21 protein-coding genes are annotated in these 18,568 nt (G+C 63.8%); 10 read left to right on the top strand and 11 right to left on the bottom strand.

The genetic code is table 11. The features are described 5' to 3' along the window. Positions 1-56: 56 nt before the first annotated feature. Complete coding sequence (locus AC1DSN_RS07340; RefSeq protein WP_477330113.1) at positions 57-1,169, bottom strand: S-(hydroxymethyl)glutathione dehydrogenase/class III alcohol dehydrogenase; 1,113 nt, start codon at positions 1,167-1,169, stop codon at positions 57-59. 496 nt (positions 1,170-1,665) lie between these two features. On the opposite strand from AC1DSN_RS07340, the gene AC1DSN_RS07345 reads away from it, so the two are divergent. Further along, entirely contained in the window at positions 1,666-1,824 is a 159-nt protein-coding gene (locus AC1DSN_RS07345; RefSeq protein WP_157504675.1) for a hypothetical protein, read from the top strand. A gap of 78 nt (positions 1,825-1,902) precedes the next feature. Here AC1DSN_RS07345 and AC1DSN_RS07350 read toward each other — a convergent pair whose 3' ends face one another. Together AC1DSN_RS07350 and AC1DSN_RS07355 are read right to left on the bottom strand one after the other, a co-directional pair. Further along, complete coding sequence (locus AC1DSN_RS07350) at positions 1,903-2,412, bottom strand: DUF6496 domain-containing protein (protein ID WP_213950141.1); 510 nt, start codon at positions 2,410-2,412, stop codon at positions 1,903-1,905. Positions 2,413-2,725: 313 nt separating this feature from the next. Beyond that, a complete protein-coding gene (locus AC1DSN_RS07355) occupies positions 2,726-4,045 on the bottom strand; it encodes an Nramp family divalent metal transporter (RefSeq protein WP_213950140.1) in 1,320 nt (439 codons plus the stop codon). A gap of 104 nt (positions 4,046-4,149) precedes the next feature. On the opposite strand from AC1DSN_RS07355, the gene AC1DSN_RS07360 reads away from it, so the two are divergent. The 3 genes from AC1DSN_RS07360 (at position 4,150) to AC1DSN_RS07370 (ending at position 5,992) form a co-directional block, all read left to right on the top strand. Beyond that, on the top strand, positions 4,150-4,758 hold the full coding sequence (locus AC1DSN_RS07360; protein ID WP_477330116.1) for a flavodoxin family protein: 609 nt from the start codon (positions 4,150-4,152) through the stop codon (positions 4,756-4,758). A 103-nt stretch (positions 4,759-4,861) separates the two neighbouring features. After that, positions 4,862-5,047 carry a CsbD family protein gene (locus tag AC1DSN_RS07365; protein WP_063572082.1) on the top strand — a complete coding sequence of 62 codons (186 nt, stop codon included), beginning with the start codon at positions 4,862-4,864 and terminating at the stop codon, positions 5,045-5,047. Positions 5,048-5,092: 45 nt separating this feature from the next. Next, positions 5,093-5,992, top strand: coding sequence for a YihY/virulence factor BrkB family protein (locus tag AC1DSN_RS07370; RefSeq protein ID WP_477298326.1), 900 nt, complete (start codon positions 5,093-5,095; stop codon positions 5,990-5,992). On the opposite strand, the gene AC1DSN_RS07375 is transcribed toward AC1DSN_RS07370, so the two are convergent. Further along, positions 5,961-7,091: an acyltransferase family protein gene (locus AC1DSN_RS07375; protein WP_477330118.1), complete on the bottom strand. Its 1,131-nt coding sequence runs from the start codon at positions 7,089-7,091 to the stop codon at positions 5,961-5,963. The two genes, AC1DSN_RS07370 and AC1DSN_RS07375, sit on opposite strands and share 32 nt — an antisense overlap. A gap of 59 nt (positions 7,092-7,150) precedes the next feature. Beyond that, on the bottom strand, positions 7,151-7,279 hold the full coding sequence (locus tag AC1DSN_RS07380) for a hypothetical protein (protein WP_255548749.1): 129 nt from the start codon (positions 7,277-7,279) through the stop codon (positions 7,151-7,153). 153 nt (positions 7,280-7,432) lie between these two features. On the opposite strand from AC1DSN_RS07380, the gene AC1DSN_RS07385 reads away from it, so the two are divergent. From AC1DSN_RS07385 to AC1DSN_RS07395, 3 genes are read left to right on the top strand one after another with little or no spacing between them, the layout of a single operon-like run. Continuing rightward, a complete protein-coding gene (locus tag AC1DSN_RS07385) occupies positions 7,433-8,797 on the top strand; it encodes an amidohydrolase family protein (protein WP_477297012.1) in 1,365 nt (454 codons plus the stop codon). 7 nt (positions 8,798-8,804) lie between these two features. Continuing rightward, the gene (locus tag AC1DSN_RS07390; RefSeq protein ID WP_477330120.1) at positions 8,805-10,286 is read left to right on the top strand and encodes an ATP-binding protein; all 1,482 of its coding nucleotides are present in this window, start codon (positions 8,805-8,807) and stop codon (positions 10,284-10,286) included. Positions 10,287-10,332: 46 nt separating this feature from the next. Then, complete coding sequence (locus AC1DSN_RS07395; protein ID WP_213950134.1) at positions 10,333-10,482, top strand: hypothetical protein; 150 nt, start codon at positions 10,333-10,335, stop codon at positions 10,480-10,482. Here AC1DSN_RS07395 and AC1DSN_RS07400 read toward each other — a convergent pair. Beyond that, complete coding sequence (locus AC1DSN_RS07400; protein WP_477330123.1) at positions 10,479-10,679, bottom strand: hypothetical protein; 201 nt, start codon at positions 10,677-10,679, stop codon at positions 10,479-10,481. The genes AC1DSN_RS07395 and AC1DSN_RS07400 overlap by 4 nt on opposite strands. A gap of 174 nt (positions 10,680-10,853) precedes the next feature. On the opposite strand from AC1DSN_RS07400, the gene AC1DSN_RS07405 reads away from it, so the two are divergent. Continuing rightward, the gene (locus tag AC1DSN_RS07405; protein WP_477297006.1) at positions 10,854-11,570 is read left to right on the top strand and encodes a Crp/Fnr family transcriptional regulator; all 717 of its coding nucleotides are present in this window, start codon (positions 10,854-10,856) and stop codon (positions 11,568-11,570) included. On the opposite strand, the gene AC1DSN_RS07410 is transcribed toward AC1DSN_RS07405, so the two are convergent. The 4 genes from AC1DSN_RS07410 to AC1DSN_RS07425 form a co-directional block, all read right to left on the bottom strand. Further along, a complete protein-coding gene (locus tag AC1DSN_RS07410) occupies positions 11,565-14,423 on the bottom strand; it encodes a TonB-dependent receptor plug domain-containing protein (RefSeq protein WP_477330125.1) in 2,859 nt (952 codons plus the stop codon). The two genes, AC1DSN_RS07405 and AC1DSN_RS07410, sit on opposite strands and share 6 nt — an antisense overlap. A 195-nt stretch (positions 14,424-14,618) precedes the next feature. After that, the gene (locus tag AC1DSN_RS07415) at positions 14,619-14,861 is read right to left on the bottom strand and encodes a DUF3820 family protein (RefSeq protein WP_063573673.1); all 243 of its coding nucleotides are present in this window, start codon (positions 14,859-14,861) and stop codon (positions 14,619-14,621) included. A gap of 17 nt (positions 14,862-14,878) precedes the next feature. After that, complete coding sequence (locus AC1DSN_RS07420; protein WP_063573674.1) at positions 14,879-15,115, bottom strand: hypothetical protein; 237 nt, start codon at positions 15,113-15,115, stop codon at positions 14,879-14,881. Between the two features lie 64 nt (positions 15,116-15,179). Next, positions 15,180-15,425 carry a hypothetical protein gene (locus AC1DSN_RS07425; protein WP_063573675.1) on the bottom strand — a complete coding sequence of 82 codons (246 nt, stop codon included), beginning with the start codon at positions 15,423-15,425 and terminating at the stop codon, positions 15,180-15,182. A gap of 203 nt (positions 15,426-15,628) precedes the next feature. On the opposite strand from AC1DSN_RS07425, the gene AC1DSN_RS07430 reads away from it, so the two are divergent. Beyond that, complete coding sequence (locus AC1DSN_RS07430) at positions 15,629-16,657, top strand: TraB/GumN family protein (RefSeq protein ID WP_477330127.1); 1,029 nt, start codon at positions 15,629-15,631, stop codon at positions 16,655-16,657. On the opposite strand, the gene AC1DSN_RS07435 is transcribed toward AC1DSN_RS07430, so the two are convergent. Next, positions 16,624-17,664 carry an Lnb N-terminal periplasmic domain-containing protein gene (locus AC1DSN_RS07435; protein ID WP_477330129.1) on the bottom strand — a complete coding sequence of 347 codons (1,041 nt, stop codon included), beginning with the start codon at positions 17,662-17,664 and terminating at the stop codon, positions 16,624-16,626. The genes AC1DSN_RS07430 and AC1DSN_RS07435 overlap by 34 nt on opposite strands. 193 nt (positions 17,665-17,857) lie before the next feature. Here AC1DSN_RS07435 and AC1DSN_RS07440 point away from each other — a divergent pair, with 193 nt between their 5' ends. Beyond that, entirely contained in the window at positions 17,858-18,556 is a 699-nt protein-coding gene (locus tag AC1DSN_RS07440; RefSeq protein ID WP_477330131.1) for an HAD family hydrolase, read from the top strand. The last annotated feature ends 12 nt before the right edge of the window (positions 18,557-18,568 follow it).

Below are 18,568 nucleotides of genomic sequence, written 5' to 3' on the forward strand. Positions count from 1 at the left end.
GTTGAATGCCTCGTGATACCGGCGGATCAGGTCGATCGATGCATTCATCGGCAAGCTCAGTAAATGATGACGGAGCGGATGGCCTTGCCCTCGTGCATGAGGTCGAAGGCGCGATTGATGTCTTCCAGCCCCATCGTATACGTGATCATCGGATCGATCTTGATCTCACCACCCATATAACGGTCTACGTATCCTGGCAGCTGGCTGCGGCCCTTCACGCCACCGAACGCCGAACCGCGCCAGACGCGCCCGGTGACCAACTGGAACGGGCGTGTGCGGATTTCCTGGCCGGCGCCGGCGACACCGATGATGATCGACTCGCCCCAGCCCTTGTGACAGCACTCGAGCGCGGCGCGCATCACGTCGACGCTGCCGATGCACTCGAACGAATAGTCGACGCCGCCGTCGGTCAGGTCGACGATGACCTGCTGGATCGGCGTGTCCGGGTAGTCGCGCGGATTGATGCAGTCGGTGGCACCCAGCATCTTCGCCATCTCGAACTTCGACGGATTGGTGTCGATCACGATGATGCGCGAGGCCTTGGCCATGACCGCACCCTGCACCACCGAGAGGCCGATGCCGCCCATGCCGAAGACGGCCACGGTCGAGCCGGGTTCCACCTTGGCCGTATTCAGCACGGCACCGATGCCCGTGGTGATCCCGCAGCCCAAAAGGCAGACCTTCTCCAGCGGCGCCTCCTTGCTGATCTTCGCCAGGGAAATCTCCGGCAACACCGTGTACTCGCTAAAAGTGCTGGTTCCCATGTAGTGAAGGAGCGGCTTGCCGCCCATCGAGAACCGTGATGTGCCATCCGGCATCAGCCCCTTGCCTTGGGTGACGCGGATCTTCTGGCAGAGGTTCGTCTTGCCCGACAGGCAGAACTTGCACTCGCCGCATTCGGGCGTATAGAGCGGTATGACGTGGTCGCCCGGCTTGAGGGAGGTGACACCCTCGCCGACTTCCTCCACGATCCCGCCGCCCTCGTGGCCGAGGATGACCGGGAAGGCGCCTTCCGGGTCATCGCCCGACAACGTGTAGGCGTCGGTGTGGCACACACCCGTAGCAACAATCCGCACAAGGACTTCGCCGGCCTTCGGACCCTGAACCTCGATTTCTTCGATGGAAAGCGGCTTTCCGGCCTCCCAGGCAACGGCGGCGCGAGACTTCATGGCGGAACTCCTCGTACAAAAGCGGTCAAACCGGCTCGGAGCCGGGGGGATCGTCGATTCTAACTGAACGGTTGCTCACGCCCCACGTGGCAGGCGGCCAGCCCTTGAGTTAAACTATGGTTAACAGATGGGGCTCAAACGGCGAACGAAAGGCCACCGCAAGAGACCAGACAGACGCCTCGAACGGCCTCGATAACTTTTTTTTGAACCTTTTGCTTACACCCGCTGTCCAAGCCTTTAACGCTTGAAAGCCCTTGTAAAGGCTGAGGGCGCCCATACACAGGGGTGCATAGGAAACTGGTTAGTACAGAAATTAAGCCCGAACGTGGCATGACGAAAGACTAACGAACCTATTGTTCACCAAACGAAACGGACCAGTCGCTCAGCGCCTCTCGACACCGGCCTGCAGCAGCGTAAGGTCCCCGTCACGCCAGAGACCGGCGGTGTGGCGTCAGACGATTGATAACCGGTCCCGATAAAGGCTGGGAGAAACGATATGAATGAGCTTCGCAACGATTACGGCATCTCGACGTTCGAGTTCTCGAATGGTTACCGCGCCGCCGACATGGCCGGCATGGACCTGTTCGGTGGCGAAATGGACGGTTATGACTGGCTGGGCGAAGTCGCCAGCCGCCTGAGTGGCGATTCGGTCTAAGACGCTGCTCCCATTCCCCGCTCTCTCATCCGAGATGAGCGAAAGCATCGGGCCCGCATAACGCGGGCCCGATGACGATCAGGAGGCTCTTTTCGCCCTGGTCCGCGCCGCCTTCTTCGCGGCGGTCTTCCTTCCCGCAGCACCCTTGGTGTGCGCCGCCTTCTTTGCGGCGGCCGAGCGGCTGCTCGCCGTGCGCTTGGATGCGCTCTTCCTTGCTTGCGTGGAGAGCGCCCGCTTTGACACGGCGGCGGTCCCTTCGCGTTTGAGTGCTTTGGTCGAGGCGCGCTTGCGGGCAGTGGATTTCTTCACCGCGGTCCCAGACGACCGCTTGCGTGTAGCCGCTTTGGTTTCCTGCGCCGCCTTCTTCTTCGTGGCGGCGCTCGCGGTCTTCGACGGCTTGGCCTTCACCCCGGCCCGGCGCGCCTTGGAAAGACCGATCGCTATGGCCTGTTTGGCCGACCGCGCGCCATGCTTGCCTTCACGCACATGGTCGATCTCTTCCCGCACATACTCGCCGGCCTGGGTCGAAGCCGATTTACCTTCGCGTTTGTCCTTCCGTGCCCTGGCAGTGGTTTTTTTCTCTGGCATGAGCGGAATTCCTCTGGCTTCTGGGAATGCGTGCTGTCATGGAATGCGAACATCCAGCGCCTCGGGCGCCGGTGGCCTGGGAACGCCATCATCTTCGGGGTCGTCCGGATGCGGAGGAGGCTCCTGGGGCCGATCCCCCGCCGGGCGGTTGCCGGGTATTTCCGGCTTTGGCGCGTTCGGCTTCTCTTCCGGGATGACCGGTGAGCTGCCAGGTGTTTCCGGAACGTAGGGACTCTGCATCGCGTCGGGCGCCGGTTATGTCGTCGGTGGACGAGACTGCACGGCGATATGTGACGCGCATGTCGGCCTCGCGTCACGCCATGTCGAACACCTGAGCAACCAGCCATAGGTTGGCCGCAGAGATCACCACGAACAGGAACCACGCCGAGTACGAGACGAGTCGGCTGTTGGCGAACACACCCATCAAGCCGGGATCGTCGGTGAAGCGGATTAACGGATACATGGCGAAGGGCAACTGCAGGCTCAGGACCACCTGGCTGGCCACCAGCAAGGCACCGATCGCCCGGTCGCCCATCGTCACCACGCCGATGAAAGCCGGAATGATGGCCAGCCCGCGGGTAATCAGGCGCCGCTGCCAGCAGGGAAGCTTCATCTGGAGGAAGCCATCCATGATCACCTGCCCGGCTATCGTGCCGGTAAAGGTCGAGCTCTGCCCCGAAGCGAACAGGCCGATGGCAAAAGCCATGGCGGCGACGGTGGTGCCGGCGATCGGCGCCAGCAATTGGTAAGCATCGGAGATATCGGCCACGTCCGTCCGCCCCGTACGATGGAAGGCGGAGGCGGCCACGATGAGGATGGCCGCATTGATGAGCAGCGCGAGACACAGCGAGGCGATGGTGTCGACACGGGTGAGCCGGATGGCAGCTCGTTTGCCCTCTTCACCGGACACGGCGCGCGTCTGCACGATGGACGAATGCAGGTAGAGGTTGTGCGGCATGATCGTCGCGCCGAGGATGCCGATCGCCAGGTACAGGGGTTCGCGTGACGACAGGGCGTGCATGGAAGGCACGAAGCCGGCCGCCACCGCTGCCCAGTCTGGCCCGATAAGGAACAGTTGCACGACGAAGCAGATGCCGATGGTGCCGACGAGGCCGAGGATGATCGCCTCCACGCGACGAAAGCCCTGCCCCTGCAGGCCCAGCACGATGAAGGTGTCCAGTGCGGTCAGGGCCACGCCGACAGGCAGCGACACGTTGAAAAGAAGCTTGAAGGCCAGCGCGCTACCGAGGACCTCGGCCAGGTCGCAGGAAATGATCGATATCTCCGCAAGTACCCACTGCACCCGCCCCACGGCCTTCGGATAACGCTCACTGGACAGCCGGGCGAGATCCTTGCGCGTGGCGATACCCAACCTTGCGGCCAGGCATTGCAAGAGAATCGCGGCAAGACTGGAAAGCAGGACGACGAAGAGCAGCCGATAGCCAAAGCGAGACCCGGCCTCGATGTCCGTCGCCCAGTTGCCGGGGTCCATATAGCCGACGGATACGAGAAGCCCGGGCCCGGCGAAGCGCGCGGCCTTCTTCCACCACGGAAGTCCGGCCGGCACCACGATCGAGCCAGCAACTTCGGACGGGCAGAACGGCGCGGTGGCCGTCTTGGGTAAGGAAAACATGGGCGTCATGCTAACGAAGAACCGCAGTGACGTATGCACCTGAAGACGACGCGCATTGCACGGACGCGGCGTCACGTTTRGACCTTTCCAACGGAGAGGCCCCCATGACGCTGAAAGCCCTGGGACTGAACTGCACGCTATCGCCCTCACCCAAGCCGTCCTCGACCCAGAAACTGCTGGACCAATTGCTTGACGGCCTGGCGAAGCACGGCGTCGAAACGGACAGCACGCGCGTGGTCGACCTGAACATCAAGCCCGGCGTGAAGCATGACGAGGGCGAAGGCGACGACTGGCCAAAGCTGCGCGAACGGCTCATGGCGGCGGACATTCTTGTCATCGCCACGCCGATCTGGATGGGACAGCCCTCCAGCGTCTCCAAGCGCGTCATCGAGCGTATGGACGCCATCCTCGGTGATATCGGCGACGATGGCCGCTACCCGACATTCGGCAAGGTCGGCATCGTCGGCGTGGTAGGCAACGAGGATGGTGCGCATCACGTGACCGCCGAGCTGTATCAGGCCCTTGCCGACGTCGGCTTCACGATTCCTGCGGGTAGCTCGGCCTATTGGGTGGGCGAAGCGATGAGCGACACAAACTATATCGACCTGAAAAAAACACCCGAAAAAGTCGCCAGTACCATCGCGACGCTCACCACGAACGCGGCGCACCTGGCGACGATCCTGAAGGCGTCGAACTATCCTGCGCCGCCGTGAACGAGTGAATGCCGACGCACATTCGCTTCACGCGTCTGTAATGCCGTAACGGCGTAAATCGATCCCGCTGCGAATGACGCAGAGCCAGGTGAGGATCTCCATCGTGGACAAGAATCGTACCGAAGGCACGAAGCACGAAGTGAAAGGCGCCGTGAAGGAAGTCGTCGGCAAGGTGACCGGCAATCACGCCAAGGAAGCGGCGGGCAATATCGAAAAGAACGCCGGCAAGGTCCAGAAGGAAGTCGGCAAGGCCGCGGACAAAGCACGTGACACCGATCGCCATCATTGATTCGGCAGCGCGGGAGGTCTTAACCGACTCCCGCGCCCCTTGATCATGTCCCTGCGCCGCTGGCTCGACCTCGCGACCAAGTCCGTCCGCACCGCGATCGACGGATTCACGGACGACGAGCTGATGACCCGGGCCGCGGCGCTTTCCTTTTATTCGGCCTTGTCGTTCGCACCCTTGCTGGTGCTTTTGTTGTGGGTGCTCGCGGCACTTCGCCCCGAATGGCAAAACGACCTCGTCGACAGCCTCACCAGCGTAATCGGCACGCAAGGCGCCGGCGCCGTAAAGCTTGTCATCGACAACGCAAAGCAACGGCCCCACCTGGGTAACGTGGTCGGCCTCATCGGCCTGTTCATCACGCTCTTCAGCGCTTCCGCCGTCTTCACCCAGTTGCAGTCCACGCTGAACCGGGTGTGGAAGCTTCGGGCCAAGCCCGGTGAGGCCGTCGTGGGCTGGCTTCGCACGCGTGCACGGGCCTTCGGCCTGCTGGTCGGCATCGCCTTCCTGCTGATCATCTCCTTTGTTATCAATGGGCTGATCAAGGCCATGATTCCGGGCGATACGACGGCCTGGCAGTTCACCGAAGCAGGTGTTTCGTTCGTCGTGTTCGCGATCGCCTTTGGCGCGATGTACCGCGTGCTACCGGACGCGCAGATTGCGTGGAAGGACGCTACCCGAGGCGGCATCCTCACCGCCGTTCTCTTCGCGGCCGGGAAGTTCGTCATCGGTCTTTATATCGAGCATGCATCCATCGGAGGCGCCTACGGTCCCGCCGGCGCCATTGTCGTGCTGCTGACTTGGGTGTATTACGCGTCCATCATCGTGCTTCTGGGCGCTGAGCTCACCCGTGGGCTCGCTGTGGCGCGCGGGGCAAAGATCCGGCCGGCAGAACATGCCGAGAGCTTTGCCGAGGAGATCACGCCGTCGCGACCGCACGAACGGGCCTGAGCATGCGCGCCCGAAGTGCACGGTTAGCGGGCTCCGACACATAACGTGAAACGAGCCCGCCGAGCAGCCAGCAAAGGCCCAATGCGGGCAAATACCATACCCATCCCCAAACCGTGTCGGTGCCGGTCATCCTGGCAACGCCCACCAGCGCGAACACGACGAACATGTGCGTGAGATAGATTTCGTAGCTGGCCCGCCCCATCGACCTTAGCCAGCCGCCTCCGCGTGTCGCGTTTCCGCCTTCTGGCGCCGCAAGGACCAGGCACACCGCGGAGCCAATGAGGACGAGCATGTAGCCCTCGTGGATCGCGTGCCACAACCATCCCCCGGAGAACATCACGAGGGCCAGGGCAACCACCCCGATGACGGCAAGCACTCGACGAGCCCGGCGCGGGAGAACGCCGTGGCGTGCGGTGAACAGGGCGGCGAGAACCCCTGCGGCAATGGCACCCATGCCCGGCAGATACGCTTTTTCCTGCCAGATCTCGTTGTCGACGATCGCCGCGCGGGTAAAAGGCACGGAGACGACCAACAGCAACAACAGCGGCACCAGCCATCGTGTCTTGCCAAGGCCGAGGCACATCAGGGGAAAAGCAACATAGAACAGCTCTTCGACGGAAAGCGACCAGAGCACGTCCCATCCCCCCGGTAGCCAACCCGTATGGCCCTCGTAGACATTCAGGGTGAAGGTGAGCGCGGACAGCGTGGCGCCGCCCGGCGATTGCCGACCCGCATCGATCACGTAGTTGGGTACGCCCAGCGCGTGGCAGGCGAGCAGGATCGCAAGGATTCCGAGCAGACAAGGCGCAATGCGTGCCATGCGGCGCGCGTAAAAGCTGCGCCAGTCGATCGTCCCCAGGGCACCGTCTCGCTCCAGCGTGTGTCGCGTGATCAGGAAGCCGGATACCACGAAGAAGAGGAAAACGGCTTCGTATCCGTTGAAGATCAAACCCTTCAGGATAAATACCGGTACCCAGCCCGCGGCCCCCGTCTTATGTAACGGAAGCCGCAGGGCCAGGTGGTGAATCACGACGAGAGCGATGCTGACACCGCGCAGCATGTCGATACCGGGACTGCGCGGCAGGGTTGCCTGGGACATGGGCACTTCCGTAATGGATCACGGAAGCTTATACGACAGTACGGGGCGCTTCGAGGGGGTTACGTGCAACCGCGTACGAGGAAGATCAGTATGAGGATCGGAATCGGCACGCCCAGCACCCAGAGCAGGATGTAGCCGATGCCGCCGCGTTGCTTGTCCGCTACGGGGGTGATGTCTTTCTCTTCCATTGCCTGGTGCTCCGCGGTGGATGTGGGTACGGAGATTCGGCCGCTGCCTGTGCACCGCGTGTGACAACGGCGCAACGACGAATTTCGCAACGACACGGTCTTCGCACCTCGTGCATTATTCGTGACGGGCAATCACCAGGAAGGATGTTTTCCATGACCCTGCTCCGCCCCACCCTGCTCGCCCTCGCGCTGGCTGCTGCTTCCAGTCCGGTCGGCGCCGCGACCGTGATCCGCGGCGCACGCGTCATCGACGGCACCGGTGCACCGCCACGGGAGGATGTCACCCTGGTGATCGACGGCGACCACATCTCACTCATGGGCTCGGGCCTTCGCGCGAAGATGCCGGCGGGTACCAAGGTCATCGATTACACGGGAAAGACGATCATTCCCGGACTGGTCTCCGACCACGGACATATCGGCTCCGTGGACGGCAGCAAGAGCGGACTGCCCGAACTCTATACGCGCGAGAACGGGCTTCGCCAACTGCGCCAATGGCGGGCCTACGGCGTGACCACGATGACCTCGCTCGGCGTAAACAACCCCGACATCTTCTATCCCCTGCGCGCCGACCTGCATGCCGGCAACGCCGACGGTGCCGACCTGTTCGGCGCCGACCGGGGTATTGGCGTGCCTAACGGGGCGCCGCCGGCCAAGATGATGCAGGCCGGGCCCAACCAGCTCGACCGCCCTGCCACGCCGGAGGAAGCTCGCGCCGATGTGGACGCCGCAGCGGCACGCGGGACGGACCTGATCAAGATCTGGCTGGACGATTTCAACGGCAGCCTTCCCGTCAAGATGAAGCCGGAGATCTGGCACGCCGTGATCGACGAGGCCCACGCGAAGCACCTGCGGGTGGCCGCGCACGTCTATTACCTGGAAGATGCGCGGCAACTGGTCGACGCCGGAGTGGACATCCTCGCGCACGGCGTGCGCGACAAGCCGGTCGACCCGGGTTTCATCGAGGCGCTGAAACAGCATGCCACCTGGTACATCGCCACACTGGATCTCAACGAAGCTGCGTTCATCTATGCGCGCCACCCCGGCTGGATGGACCGCCCCTTCTTCCAGCATGCCGTGCAGCCAGACCTGGCCAGACAGTTTGCCGATGGCGCGTGGCGCGACAAGGTAAACAACGACGGCTCGACACCGGTCAACGAAGAGGCCTTGCAGGTCAACCTCAAAAACCTGAAGACCCTGCACGACGCCGGCGTGAAGATAGGTTTCGGCACGGATGCAGGCGCCATGCCGCTAAGGATTCCCGGCTTCGCGGAGCATCGCGAACTGGCCCTGATGGTCGACGCCGGCCTGACCCCGCTGGAGGCGATCCACGTCGCGACACAGAGCGCCGCGCAGCTACTGGGCCTGGACGATCGCGGCGTGCTTGCGAATGGCAAGCGGGCCGACTTCATCGTGCTCGATCACGATCCCTCGGGTGACATCGAAGCGACAACGACCATCGACGCCGTGTGGCAGCGCGGTCGCCAGGTTTCAGGGCCCGTCGACACGTTCAAGCCCTGAGCCGGCAATGACCGACGGCCGGGAAAAGATTTGGACCATCTCGCGCGACCTCTACGTGGTGCTTGCGCGCGACGGCCGTTTTCGGGACACCAACCCCGCCTGGCAAAGTGAGCTGGGCTACGAGGCCAGCGAGCTGGTCGGCCTCGACCTCGAGGCATTGGTCCACGCCGACGATCTCGACCGCGCRCGCGACGCGGTCAGCCAGATGTTTGACGGTGACGTTGTCGAAGATCTCGAGTTACGACTGCGCACGAAAGACGGCAACTACCGATGGTTCGCGTGGACCGGCGTGCCTGACGGCAACGTCATTTACGGCATGGGCCGCGATACGCAGCGCCGCCGGGATATGGACGAACAACAACGCCACGCCCAGAAGCTGGAGGCACTGGGGCGCCTCACGGGCGGTATCGCGCACGACTTCAACAACATTCTCGGCGGCATCGGCGGTGCGATCGAAGTCGTCGCCGAACGACTGGACAACGGGCGTCTCGATGGCACGCGCCGGCTGCTCGACGCTGCCAGCGGCGCGGTCAAGCGCGCCGCCGGCCTCACGCATCGGTTGCTTGCCTATGCCCGTCAGCAGGCCCTGTCGCTGTCCGACGTGGACGCCAACGCGCTTGTCAGGGAACTGGATCTGCTACTGCGTCCGCTGATCGGCGAACAGGTCACACTCGACCTCCAGATGCAGGACGGCCTCTGGCGCACCCTGTCCGATGCCAGCCAGTTGGAGAGCGCCGTCCTCAACCTGGCGATCAATGCGCGAGATGCGATGCCGACGGGCGGCATGATGACCATCCGGACCCGTAACGTCGAGCGCGCGGATATCGGCAGGGGACGCCGCGACTACGTGGTGATCACCGTGAGCGACACCGGCACTGGCATGTCGCAGAGCGTGGTCGAGAAGGCGTTCGACCCTTTCTTCACCACCAAGGCCATCGGCCAGGGAACGGGGCTTGGGCTGTCGATGGTGGACGGGTTCGCACGCCAGACCGGAGGCCGCGCCATCATCGAATCCAGCCCTGGCGCAGGCACGTCGGTAAGCCTCTGGCTGCCCCGGCACGTCGGCGAGAATGCTGCCGTCCATGCCCATGTCGACGCTGCGCTCGTGCGCGGCAAAGGCCAGCACGTTCTCCTGGTCGAGGACGAAGAGATGCTTCGTTCCATCGCGCGGGAAGTGCTGGAAGAAGCGGGTTACCGGGTCAGTGACTGCGCCGAAGCCTACGAAGCGCTYCACCTGATCGACGCCGGACCGCCACCCGACATCCTCGTCACCGATATCGGCCTGCCGGGCATGGACGGTCGGCAACTCGCGCTGGCCGTTCGCGAAACCTTGCGGAACGTGCCCGTGCTGTTCGTGACCGGCTACGCGTGGGATGCTTTCGCGGACACGCCCGCGTTGCCGGAGCGCACAGCCATGCTCAGCAAGCCGTTCTCCGTTCACGCGCTCATCGATGCCGTGGCCGATCTGCTTGGCACCACGGGCACGTAACGTGCGCCATCCATTTCGTTGACCCAGGCCCACGGAGACTGGCCTCATGAATCGAACCCGCTATTACGCCCTGCTCGCCCTCATTGCGGCGACGATAGCGATCGTCGTCGTCGGCGGCATTCTTAAAGGCGGCCCAGCCGGCGACACGCCCGACGACGGCGCGCGGGCGCCTCGCTCGCATCCCTCGGAACGTTAAGCAGGCTCGACTTCGTCCGGCGCCACGGCGGTGTCGTGCGCGGTGGCGGTGCGCTGCATGGCGACCAGGAAATCCACCCCATAACGCATGACGAACGGCGCCACCGTGCCGSGCATGAAGCCATCGGGCCAGGGCGCTGCGTTGGAACGGGTGTCTTCGACGACGGGTGAGCTGACTTGCGTGACTCGACGTGCCATGGCCTTGACGGCCCCCTTTTGGTGTTCCCCCATCGCTCTTACTAAGGCAAAACCACGACAAGGTCAATGGGTGGGTCCCCTGCGGCAAAAGCGCACGGCGGGATGACCGTTCTCATCGCCCTCCACATCGGGGCCTAAAATGCGGGTGCACTCCGTGAGTGCCGGAGGTTACCCGTGTCGACCGCATCAGCCATCGCCAGCCAGTCCAGCACCTCACGCCGGCCGTCCGTCTGCTGCAATGCGTCGTGTCGGCACGCCGCCGCCTGTGAAGCAACCCGTGGTGGCGACCCCGACCTTCTCGACATGCGCGAGGTGGTCGAGCGTGTCGGTCCCTTCTCCGAAGGAGACCGGCTCGTCCAGCCCGATGCACCTCACCTTGCCGCATTCGCCGTGCTCAGCGGCCTGGCGAAGACTGTGACCGAAGGGCGCGTCGTTGCCTTTCATTTGCCGGGCGAACTGTTCGCACTCGACGCTCAGCGCACACAGACGCACAGCGCGTCGGTGGTGGCCGTCGGCAAGACGTGGTTTTGCCGATTTCCCCGCACCGCCACCGACGCACTGTGCGAACACAGTGCAGCGATTGCCACCCATCTCCGCACGCTGCGCCGGCGCGAACGCGCCTTTACGCGCCGCGCCACCGACGGATCGGCCCTGGAGCGGGTGACGTCTTTCCTGCTTGAGCTCTTCGATCGCCGCCGCCGGGTGGAAGGCATCGGCAGCGGCTTCGTGCCTCTGCCGATGTCACGCGACGATATCGGTTCGTACCTGGGCATGAGTGCGGCCACGGTGACGCGCATGCTGGCGAGGTTGCGAAGCGACGGATCCATCGCCATCCGTGCGGATGGCGTGGATGTGCTCCATGAAGCATCCCTGCGCGATCGGTTCTTATAGTTTCACCCGCACGCCCACGGTGAAGAACCGCCCGACCACACCGTTCTGCGCATAGGTCGGGTTGTAGTTCAGCGCTGCATAGTTCAGCGGATCGAACGGCGCTTTCTTGTCGAATGCGTTCATCACCGAGCCGGTGAGTGCGATTTTCTCCGTGAGGTCATAGCGGCCCGTCAGGTCGAAGTCCGTGAACGAGGCCATGCGGCAATCCGCCGGGAAGTTGTCGCCCGTATCCGTATTGGTCGAGAAGCAGCCGTCCTGAACGTCCGGCGCGGTCAGCTTCAGTCCGCTGGTGTAATACAACGTGCCGGTGATCGTCGCCTTTCCGAAGGAGATGCTGTTCGCCCACGAGCCACGGTAACGCGGCGTGCCCGCACCTGACGACACACCGTAAGGACCGTGCGTACCGACGAACTCGAGCGTCGTGCCGTCCTCCAGCTTCAGCTTCCAGCTGATGATCTTGGTCAGGTTGATTTCACTGGTGAAGCGCACGTTCTCGTTGAAGCTGTAGCCAGCCTTTAGGTCGAGGTCCACGCCCTGGGTCTTCAGGGAGTTCTGGTTGACCCACGGTGCCGCCACGACCAGGGGCCGCGCAAGCGCGCCCGGCGCCGCCGGGTCCGGACCGTCCGCCACGATCGCCGAGCCCGCCGGCAGTGGCTGACCGGCAAAGTACGCATCGAGCACGGCGTTGGGATCCTGCTGCGCGATCACGCCGGTTTTCTTGATCCGATAGAAATCCAGCGACGCGCTCAGGTCCTGCGTCGGCTGGAACAGCAGGCCGAGGGTGTAGCTCTTGGAGCGTTCCGGCTGGATTTTGGGATTGGACGTGGTGAGGAAAGCCAGCGGATAAGGCTGCACATAGCCGCTGTTGTTATGCGCATTCTGGAAATCCGCCGGTGGCGTGAATGTCGCAAAACCCTCGCTCTGGCTGTTTCCGCTCTCGGAGAATCCCGGCGCACGGTAGCCTTTCGAGAACGTGCCGCGCACGGCCAGCTGCTCGATGGGCTTCCACTTGAAGCCGATCTTCGGTGAGAAGTTGTTACCGAAGTCCGAGTAGTGGTCGAAACGACTCGATGCATCCACTTCGAAAGACTCCGTGAATGGCGCATCCAGTTCGACATAGACGCCTCCCACCGTACGCTGGCCACTCGTACGGGCGACGCCGAGACCCTGTGCCTGCAGGTTCGCGTTGAGGTCCGGGTCGTTCTGCTGTTCATGGCGCACGTCGACACCGGTCGCGAGACCGAGCGAGCCACCGCCCAGATCCATCAATGGGCGCGTCACATGGAAGTCGAGCGATTGCAGGTCGCTGGTCGACGTCTTCCGCAGGGTGGGTGCCAGGGCATCCAGCAACTCGCGCGAGTTCGCCGACGGATTGACGAAGTTGTACGTGCCATTGGTGACAGCGGAAAGCAGGGCACCGTAGTTGAGGAGGCCATCCAGGCGCGTATCCAGCGAATCATGGTTGATCACCAGGGCCGTGTCGTAGCTCCATTCACCCCACTGCCCGGTGAGACCGCCGACGAGGCGGAGGTTGTGGTTGTCGGTCTGACCGCTGGCCAGGGCACTGGGGAACGAGTAGTTGATCAGTGCCGCGCTACCCTGCGCCGCGAACGGGTTGTTCGGATTGAGCGAACCGTTCGGCAGCGTTGCCGGCAAGGCGATCGCGTTGGTGTTGTTCGGCGTGCTGGCCTGGATCTGCGCCGGGGTGCCCGGGAACGTCGTCTTCACCTCGTAATAGCTCGCGCCGATATAGGCCTGCGAAGTGTCCGAGAGCTTGATGGTAAAGCGGCCATATAACCCGCCCCGTTCGACGGTGGGCTGGATCGCGGTGTACAGCGCACGATTCTGCGAGCAGTAGCTGCCCGGGTTGGCCGGATCGTCCGTCACCAGGGTGCCAAGCGAACCGCACGATTGCAGCGGCTGCGCCAGACCACCCGGATCGGCCACGCCAGAGGTCACGTCGCCTGGACGTAACAGGGTACCCGGCGTCACCGTGCCGTAGATCGAGCCGGAATTCTGCGAGGGCTGGCCGCCGATGAGGTTGTTGCCGCCGCTGCGGCGCAGGTCCGCGGTGTTGTACGGATAGCCACGGTCACGGGTCATGATGCTGTTGTCTTTCTGGTACTCGGCACTGAAGTAGGCATTCCAGCCGTCCTTCTTCAGGTCGCCGCCGCCGAACAACACCGTGCCACGCTTCGTCAGCCCTCCGCCGTGTTCCGACGTACCGACATCGGCGGTGAATTCGGCACCCTTGAAGCTGGGCTTGAGGATGATGTTGACGACGCCGGCGATGGCATCCGCACCGTACAGCGACGACGCACCATCCTTGAGCACTTCGATACGATCGATCGCGTTCGAGGGAATGGTGTTGAGATCGACGAAGGACCGCTGGCCGTCATCGGTCACCGGGTAGTTCGCCGCACGACGGCCGTCAATAAGGACAAGCGTCGAGTTAACGGTCAGGCCACGCAGCGCCACGCCTGTCGCACCCACGGCGAAGCCCGCGGTGAACGAGGCCGGGATGGAGCCGCTGTTGTCGGCGGAGATCGACCGCACCACGTCGGAGACGGTGGTCAGACCGCTCTTCTGAATATCCGCGGCGGTAATGGTCGTCACCGGCGATGGCGTTTCCACGTCGATGCGCGGCAGGGCCGAGCCGGTGACCGTGATAGCCGTCAACTCGGTGGTTTTCTGCTGCGCCTGGTCGGCCGGCGGAGGCGTCTGGGCAGGCGTGGCAGGGGCCGGCGCAGGGGGCGTCTGGGCCGCTGCCTGCGCACAAGCGCATGCGAGTGCGGTGGCGATGGCCAAAGCGAGGCCGTGGCGCCGGGGCGCCATGATGTTTTTCATTTTCATTGTGAGTCTCCGGGCCTTAGGGGAGTGGGGCTGGGACCAGGCGACCCCACGAATGAGAACGCAACGAGACATTCACAGGGACGCAAGGAAAACTTACGCCGTGTAAACGAATCACACCATCGGCCATTCGGAATAACTTGCAGCGCCCCGAAAGGGCACTTTCTGGCACGCGCTATGCATTCGCCAGCGAAGCGCTTAAGCGGACTTCGAGGCCTTGCGCAGCGGATCCAGCAGGCGACGCAGACCGTTATGGTCAAGCTCGAGCATGATCGCGAGAAGTCGGCCGAGTTCGCCCGGCGGAAAGCCCTCGCGCGCGAACCACGCGAGGTAGTTTCCGGGAAGGTCCGCAATCGCCCGGCCCTTGAACTTGCCAAAGGGCATCACAGCCGTGGCGAGCTTCGCGAGATCCTGGCGGAAGGCTTCATTGGGGTCGGTCATGCCGCCATTCTAACTGCCTACTCGTCGCCCGGATCGAACCCCTCTCGTTCTTTCATGAGCTTGCGGGCGGCGGCCACGCCGAGCGTCATGCCTTCGGCGCACGCGTCTTCTTCGTTCTCGTGCAAGGTGACGCAGAGTTTCTCGGCGAGCTCGTCGCCGTCTTCGCTAATGACGTACTTGCCGCGCCAGCGCCCGGGTTTGGCGACATAGCACGTGCCTTCAACGTCGAAGTAACCAATCTTTCGATGCGCCATGGGTGAGATGTTCCTCCTCTCGTGCCCCCATCCTATGCATCGCGCATCAAGGTGACGTGCAGCGCTATTGGAGGCCGCTCACCGGACGCTTCGCGTTCGACTCGAATTCACGCCAGATCCCATCGGCCCCTTCGACCGAAACCAGCACCTGCAGGCCGTTCTGGACGCCCAGCAACTTGGACTGCTGCACGGCGTAGGCGATCGCACCCACGCGGGTTTCGAAATTTTCCATCGGCACACCGTTCATCTGCACGTGCCATAGCCCGGCGAGATCGGGACTGAACGGAATGTCGTAGATCACCAGTGCCATGAATCGGTGGGCAACCCTGAGTTGTTACGGACGCGACGGATGGGCAAGATTATCCGTTCGCGAATGCCCCCACAATGGAAGGATGACGCACTATTTCCTTCACGCCGGAATCACGGCGGGAGGCGTTAACGGACGTGAACGCAAGGCCAGCGGCTACGACCAAGGGCAGGCGACAGGTAAGCGCGTTCGTCTAGACTTCGCCGATGACGACCACCCGCCTCCTCCTTGCCCTGCCCTTCCTCTTTGGCCTGGCCGACGCGGGCAGCGCTCGCGCCCAGACGACGCCCCCGCCAGCGCCCGCGAGCAGCGTACCCACCCTGGAGACCGTGACGGTCAGTGGCGTGCAACCCGGGCCGGGCCTCTGGAAGGTGACCCGCGGCGAGCACACCCTGCTGATTCTGGGGAGCCTGTCACCCCTGCCGCAGAACATGACCTGGAAGTCGGACGACATCGACGACGCCCTCGCCCATTCCAGCGAGCTGATCCTTCCGCCCAAGGTGGACATCAAACCCAATGTCGGTTTCTTCGGCAAGCTCGCACTGCTGCCCTCCCTGATCGGTGTCCGCAATGCGCCGGACGGTGCGACCCTCAAGGAAACCGTGCCGCCGGATGTCTACGCGCGCTGGCTCACGGTGAAGACGCGCTACATCGGGGACGATCGTTCCGTGGAGCGCTACCGTCCGATCTTCGCCGTGGTCGAGCTATACAAGAACGCCGTCAAGAAAACCGGCCTGGGCAAGGCCGGTGTCATCACGCGAACCGTCGTGGCCATCGCCACCAAGTACAACGTCAAGCAGACACCCGTGCAGTACACGCTGATGGTCGACGACCCGCGCAAGGCCGTGAAGGAGTTCAAGCGTTCGACGCTGGACGACCTCTCCTGCTTCACCCTCAGTGTCGACAACATCGATGCCCAGCTCGCCGACATGACCCGGCGCGGCAATGCATGGGCCACCGGCGATATCGCTGCGCTCCGCGACGACCGCACGGCGAAACAGCGCGCGGCCTGCCTCGATGCCGTCACCGACGGCGGCGTGGCGCAACGGATCGGCCTGACCGACATACCCAAGGCCGTACGCAACGCGTGGCTCGCCGTGGTGGACACCGCCATGACCCACGACACCCAGGCCGTCGCCATCGTGCCGATCGAGGACCTCCTCGGCGACGACGGCTACCTCGCGGCGCTCAAGGCAAAGGGTTACAAGGTCGAGGCACCCGACGACGGCGACTGAGCCGGTGATGGAACCTGCGCGGGCGGCACGCCCTCGCGAATGATCGCCGAGAAGTCGTCGCCCGGTCGGGTGGCCCTCGCCCGGTCGGTGATTCGCCCGAGCCGCCGCCATTCGTCGGTGGAAAGCCGACTGTCGAGCGCGCCGTTGTCCCTCAGGTAGCCAGGAAGGTAGCCGGTCAACAGCAGGCGGATATCGAACGGAAGGCCACTGTCGATGCGCCGCGCCATGCGATAGACGATGGTCGTGCAGTTCGACGTCACCGTGTTGTAGAAGCGCGGGTGCTGCACCAGCTCGTTGGCTGCCGTCACGTACGAAAGGAACAGCGAACGCATCGCGTCTTTCGGCATCCGCAGCGGGAAGACGTAATCGTCCTCGCCGCGCACGTTGGTCCGCACGCGCACGATGTCATGCTCGTCGGCGGCGATCAGGACCAGCTCGAACTGCTTGAAGAAGCCCCCGACCTCCGAGAATGCCTCGCCTTTCTCCCGACGGATCTCCATCGAGAAGACCACGTGGCGGCCGTCGTCGAAGCCGAAGGACAGCATGGCGTGCGCGATCGCCTCGCTCGACCAGTAAGAGAGAATCGCGTCGGCCGACACCAGGTGATCGAGATCGTAGTCACGCGTTTCCCAGCGCGCGTCGTAATCGTCGTCGGTGCGCCAGTCGAAGTCGCGTACGTTGTGCAGGGTGACGTGGGATCCATGGACCTCCCCTGAAAGAAGCCGAGCCACATCGTCCGACCAGACGCGGTCGTTGCGGGGCTGGATGGTGATCCACCAGCCGATGAGCAACGCCAGGGCCACCCCCAGGGCGATCGGCGCCCACCACACCCGCCAGCCGAACAGGGCGAGCAGCAGGCCGACGTAAAGCACGCTCCAGAGCACGGCACCCGTCGCGCGGGCGGGTACCGGACCGGGCAGCTGGTAGAACAAGGCGATAGCCCCCCAGGCGCCGGAGAGGAACAGCAGCACGCCCGCCAGGGCTCCCGCGAAAGTTCGGGCGAGCATCCTGCGTTTTCTCATGGGCAAATGGGTTCCGAATGGCTCATCAGACAAGCGTCGCCGCTGCCGCCGGGGAACGCAAACGTTTCCACTGCCGAAATGACCTATTCGGACTATGGCGCACTGCCACAAAGCGGGTTATTTTCGGGATGAAGCCGGCCATACGAGCGCGGCAATGCTGTTTTGAAAGGGGGCTGGCATGGTCCGTTTTCCGGCGACACCGCAGGCGATCGTCTTCGACCTCGACGGCGTGCTCTTCGATACCGAAGCGCTGTACCGCGATGCCCTGCTTGCCGCGGCCTCGGACGTCGGCATCCACATCCCCCTGTCGCTGTGCCAGCGGATGGTCGGCCTCCACGGTCATGYGGCGCGCATGCTGCTTCGCGAATACGTGGGCGACGAGGTTGACCTCGACGCCGTATGGACAGGCGCTTCCGAGCGTTACCACGCCATGTTCGACACCGACCTCCGGCTGAAACCCGGCGTGACCGCCCTGCTGGACACCCTGGATGAGTTCGGCCTGCCCCGCGCCATCGCCACCTCCTCGTCCCATGGCACGGCTATCCATCATCTTGAGAAGTTTGGCCTACGTGACCGTTTCGACGCCCTCGTGGCGGCGGGAGACTGYGAGCGCTGCAAGCCCTACCCCGATCCCTACCTGCGCGCGGCGCGCATCCTCAACAAGCCGGCCAACTGCTGCCTTGCCCTCGAGGACTCCCAGGCCGGCGTGCGCTCGGCCGTGGCTGCCGGACTGCCGACGATCATGGTGCCCGACCTGCAGCAGCCGTCGGCCGAACTGCGCCGCCTTTGCGCAGGCATCGTGACCGACCTGGACGTCGTGAACGACTGGCTTCGCCAGGCCTGCGGCGCCGCAAGCCGCGACGCCCCGGCGCACTGATCAGCCCGATGT

The sequence above is a fragment of the Luteibacter sp. P4_D7_3 genome (genome assembly GCF_056401735.1).

Excerpts from the sequence above, each read along its gene's own strand:
- AC1DSN_RS07340 (WP_477330113.1), bottom strand. The coding sequence starts at position 1,169 with ATGAAGTCTCGCGCCGCCGTTGCCTGGGAGGCCGGAAAGCCGCTTTCC.
- AC1DSN_RS07385 (WP_477297012.1), top strand. The coding sequence starts at position 7,433 with ATGACCCTGCTCCGCCCCACCCTGCTCGCCCTCGCGCTGGCTGCTGCT.
- AC1DSN_RS07425 (WP_063573675.1), bottom strand. The coding sequence starts at position 15,425 with ATGGCACTGGTGATCTACGACATTCCGTTCAGTCCCGATCTCGCCGGG.
- AC1DSN_RS07415 (WP_063573673.1), bottom strand. The coding sequence starts at position 14,861 with ATGACCGACCCCAATGAAGCCTTCCGCCAGGATCTCGCGAAGCTCGCC.
- AC1DSN_RS07345 (WP_157504675.1), top strand. The coding sequence starts at position 1,666 with ATGAATGAGCTTCGCAACGATTACGGCATCTCGACGTTCGAGTTCTCG.
- AC1DSN_RS07380 (WP_255548749.1), bottom strand. The coding sequence starts at position 7,279 with ATGGAAGAGAAAGACATCACCCCCGTAGCGGACAAGCAACGCGGCGGC.
- AC1DSN_RS07355 (WP_213950140.1), bottom strand. The coding sequence starts at position 4,045 with ATGTTTTCCTTACCCAAGACGGCCACCGCGCCGTTCTGCCCGTCCGAA.
- AC1DSN_RS07350 (WP_213950141.1), bottom strand. The coding sequence starts at position 2,412 with ATGCCAGAGAAAAAAACCACTGCCAGGGCACGGAAGGACAAACGCGAA.
- AC1DSN_RS07370 (WP_477298326.1), top strand. The coding sequence starts at position 5,093 with ATGTCCCTGCGCCGCTGGCTCGACCTCGCGACCAAGTCCGTCCGCACC.
- AC1DSN_RS07395 (WP_213950134.1), top strand. The coding sequence starts at position 10,333 with ATGAATCGAACCCGCTATTACGCCCTGCTCGCCCTCATTGCGGCGACG.
- AC1DSN_RS07360 (WP_477330116.1), top strand. The coding sequence starts at position 4,150 with ATGACGCTGAAAGCCCTGGGACTGAACTGCACGCTATCGCCCTCACCC.
- AC1DSN_RS07435 (WP_477330129.1), bottom strand. The coding sequence starts at position 17,664 with ATGCTCGCCCGAACTTTCGCGGGAGCCCTGGCGGGCGTGCTGCTGTTC.
- AC1DSN_RS07430 (WP_477330127.1), top strand. The coding sequence starts at position 15,629 with ATGACGACCACCCGCCTCCTCCTTGCCCTGCCCTTCCTCTTTGGCCTG.
- AC1DSN_RS07375 (WP_477330118.1), bottom strand. The coding sequence starts at position 7,091 with ATGTCCCAGGCAACCCTGCCGCGCAGTCCCGGTATCGACATGCTGCGC.
- AC1DSN_RS07410 (WP_477330125.1), bottom strand. The coding sequence starts at position 14,423 with ATGAAAATGAAAAACATCATGGCGCCCCGGCGCCACGGCCTCGCTTTG.
- AC1DSN_RS07420 (WP_063573674.1), bottom strand. The coding sequence starts at position 15,115 with ATGGCGCATCGAAAGATTGGTTACTTCGACGTTGAAGGCACGTGCTAT.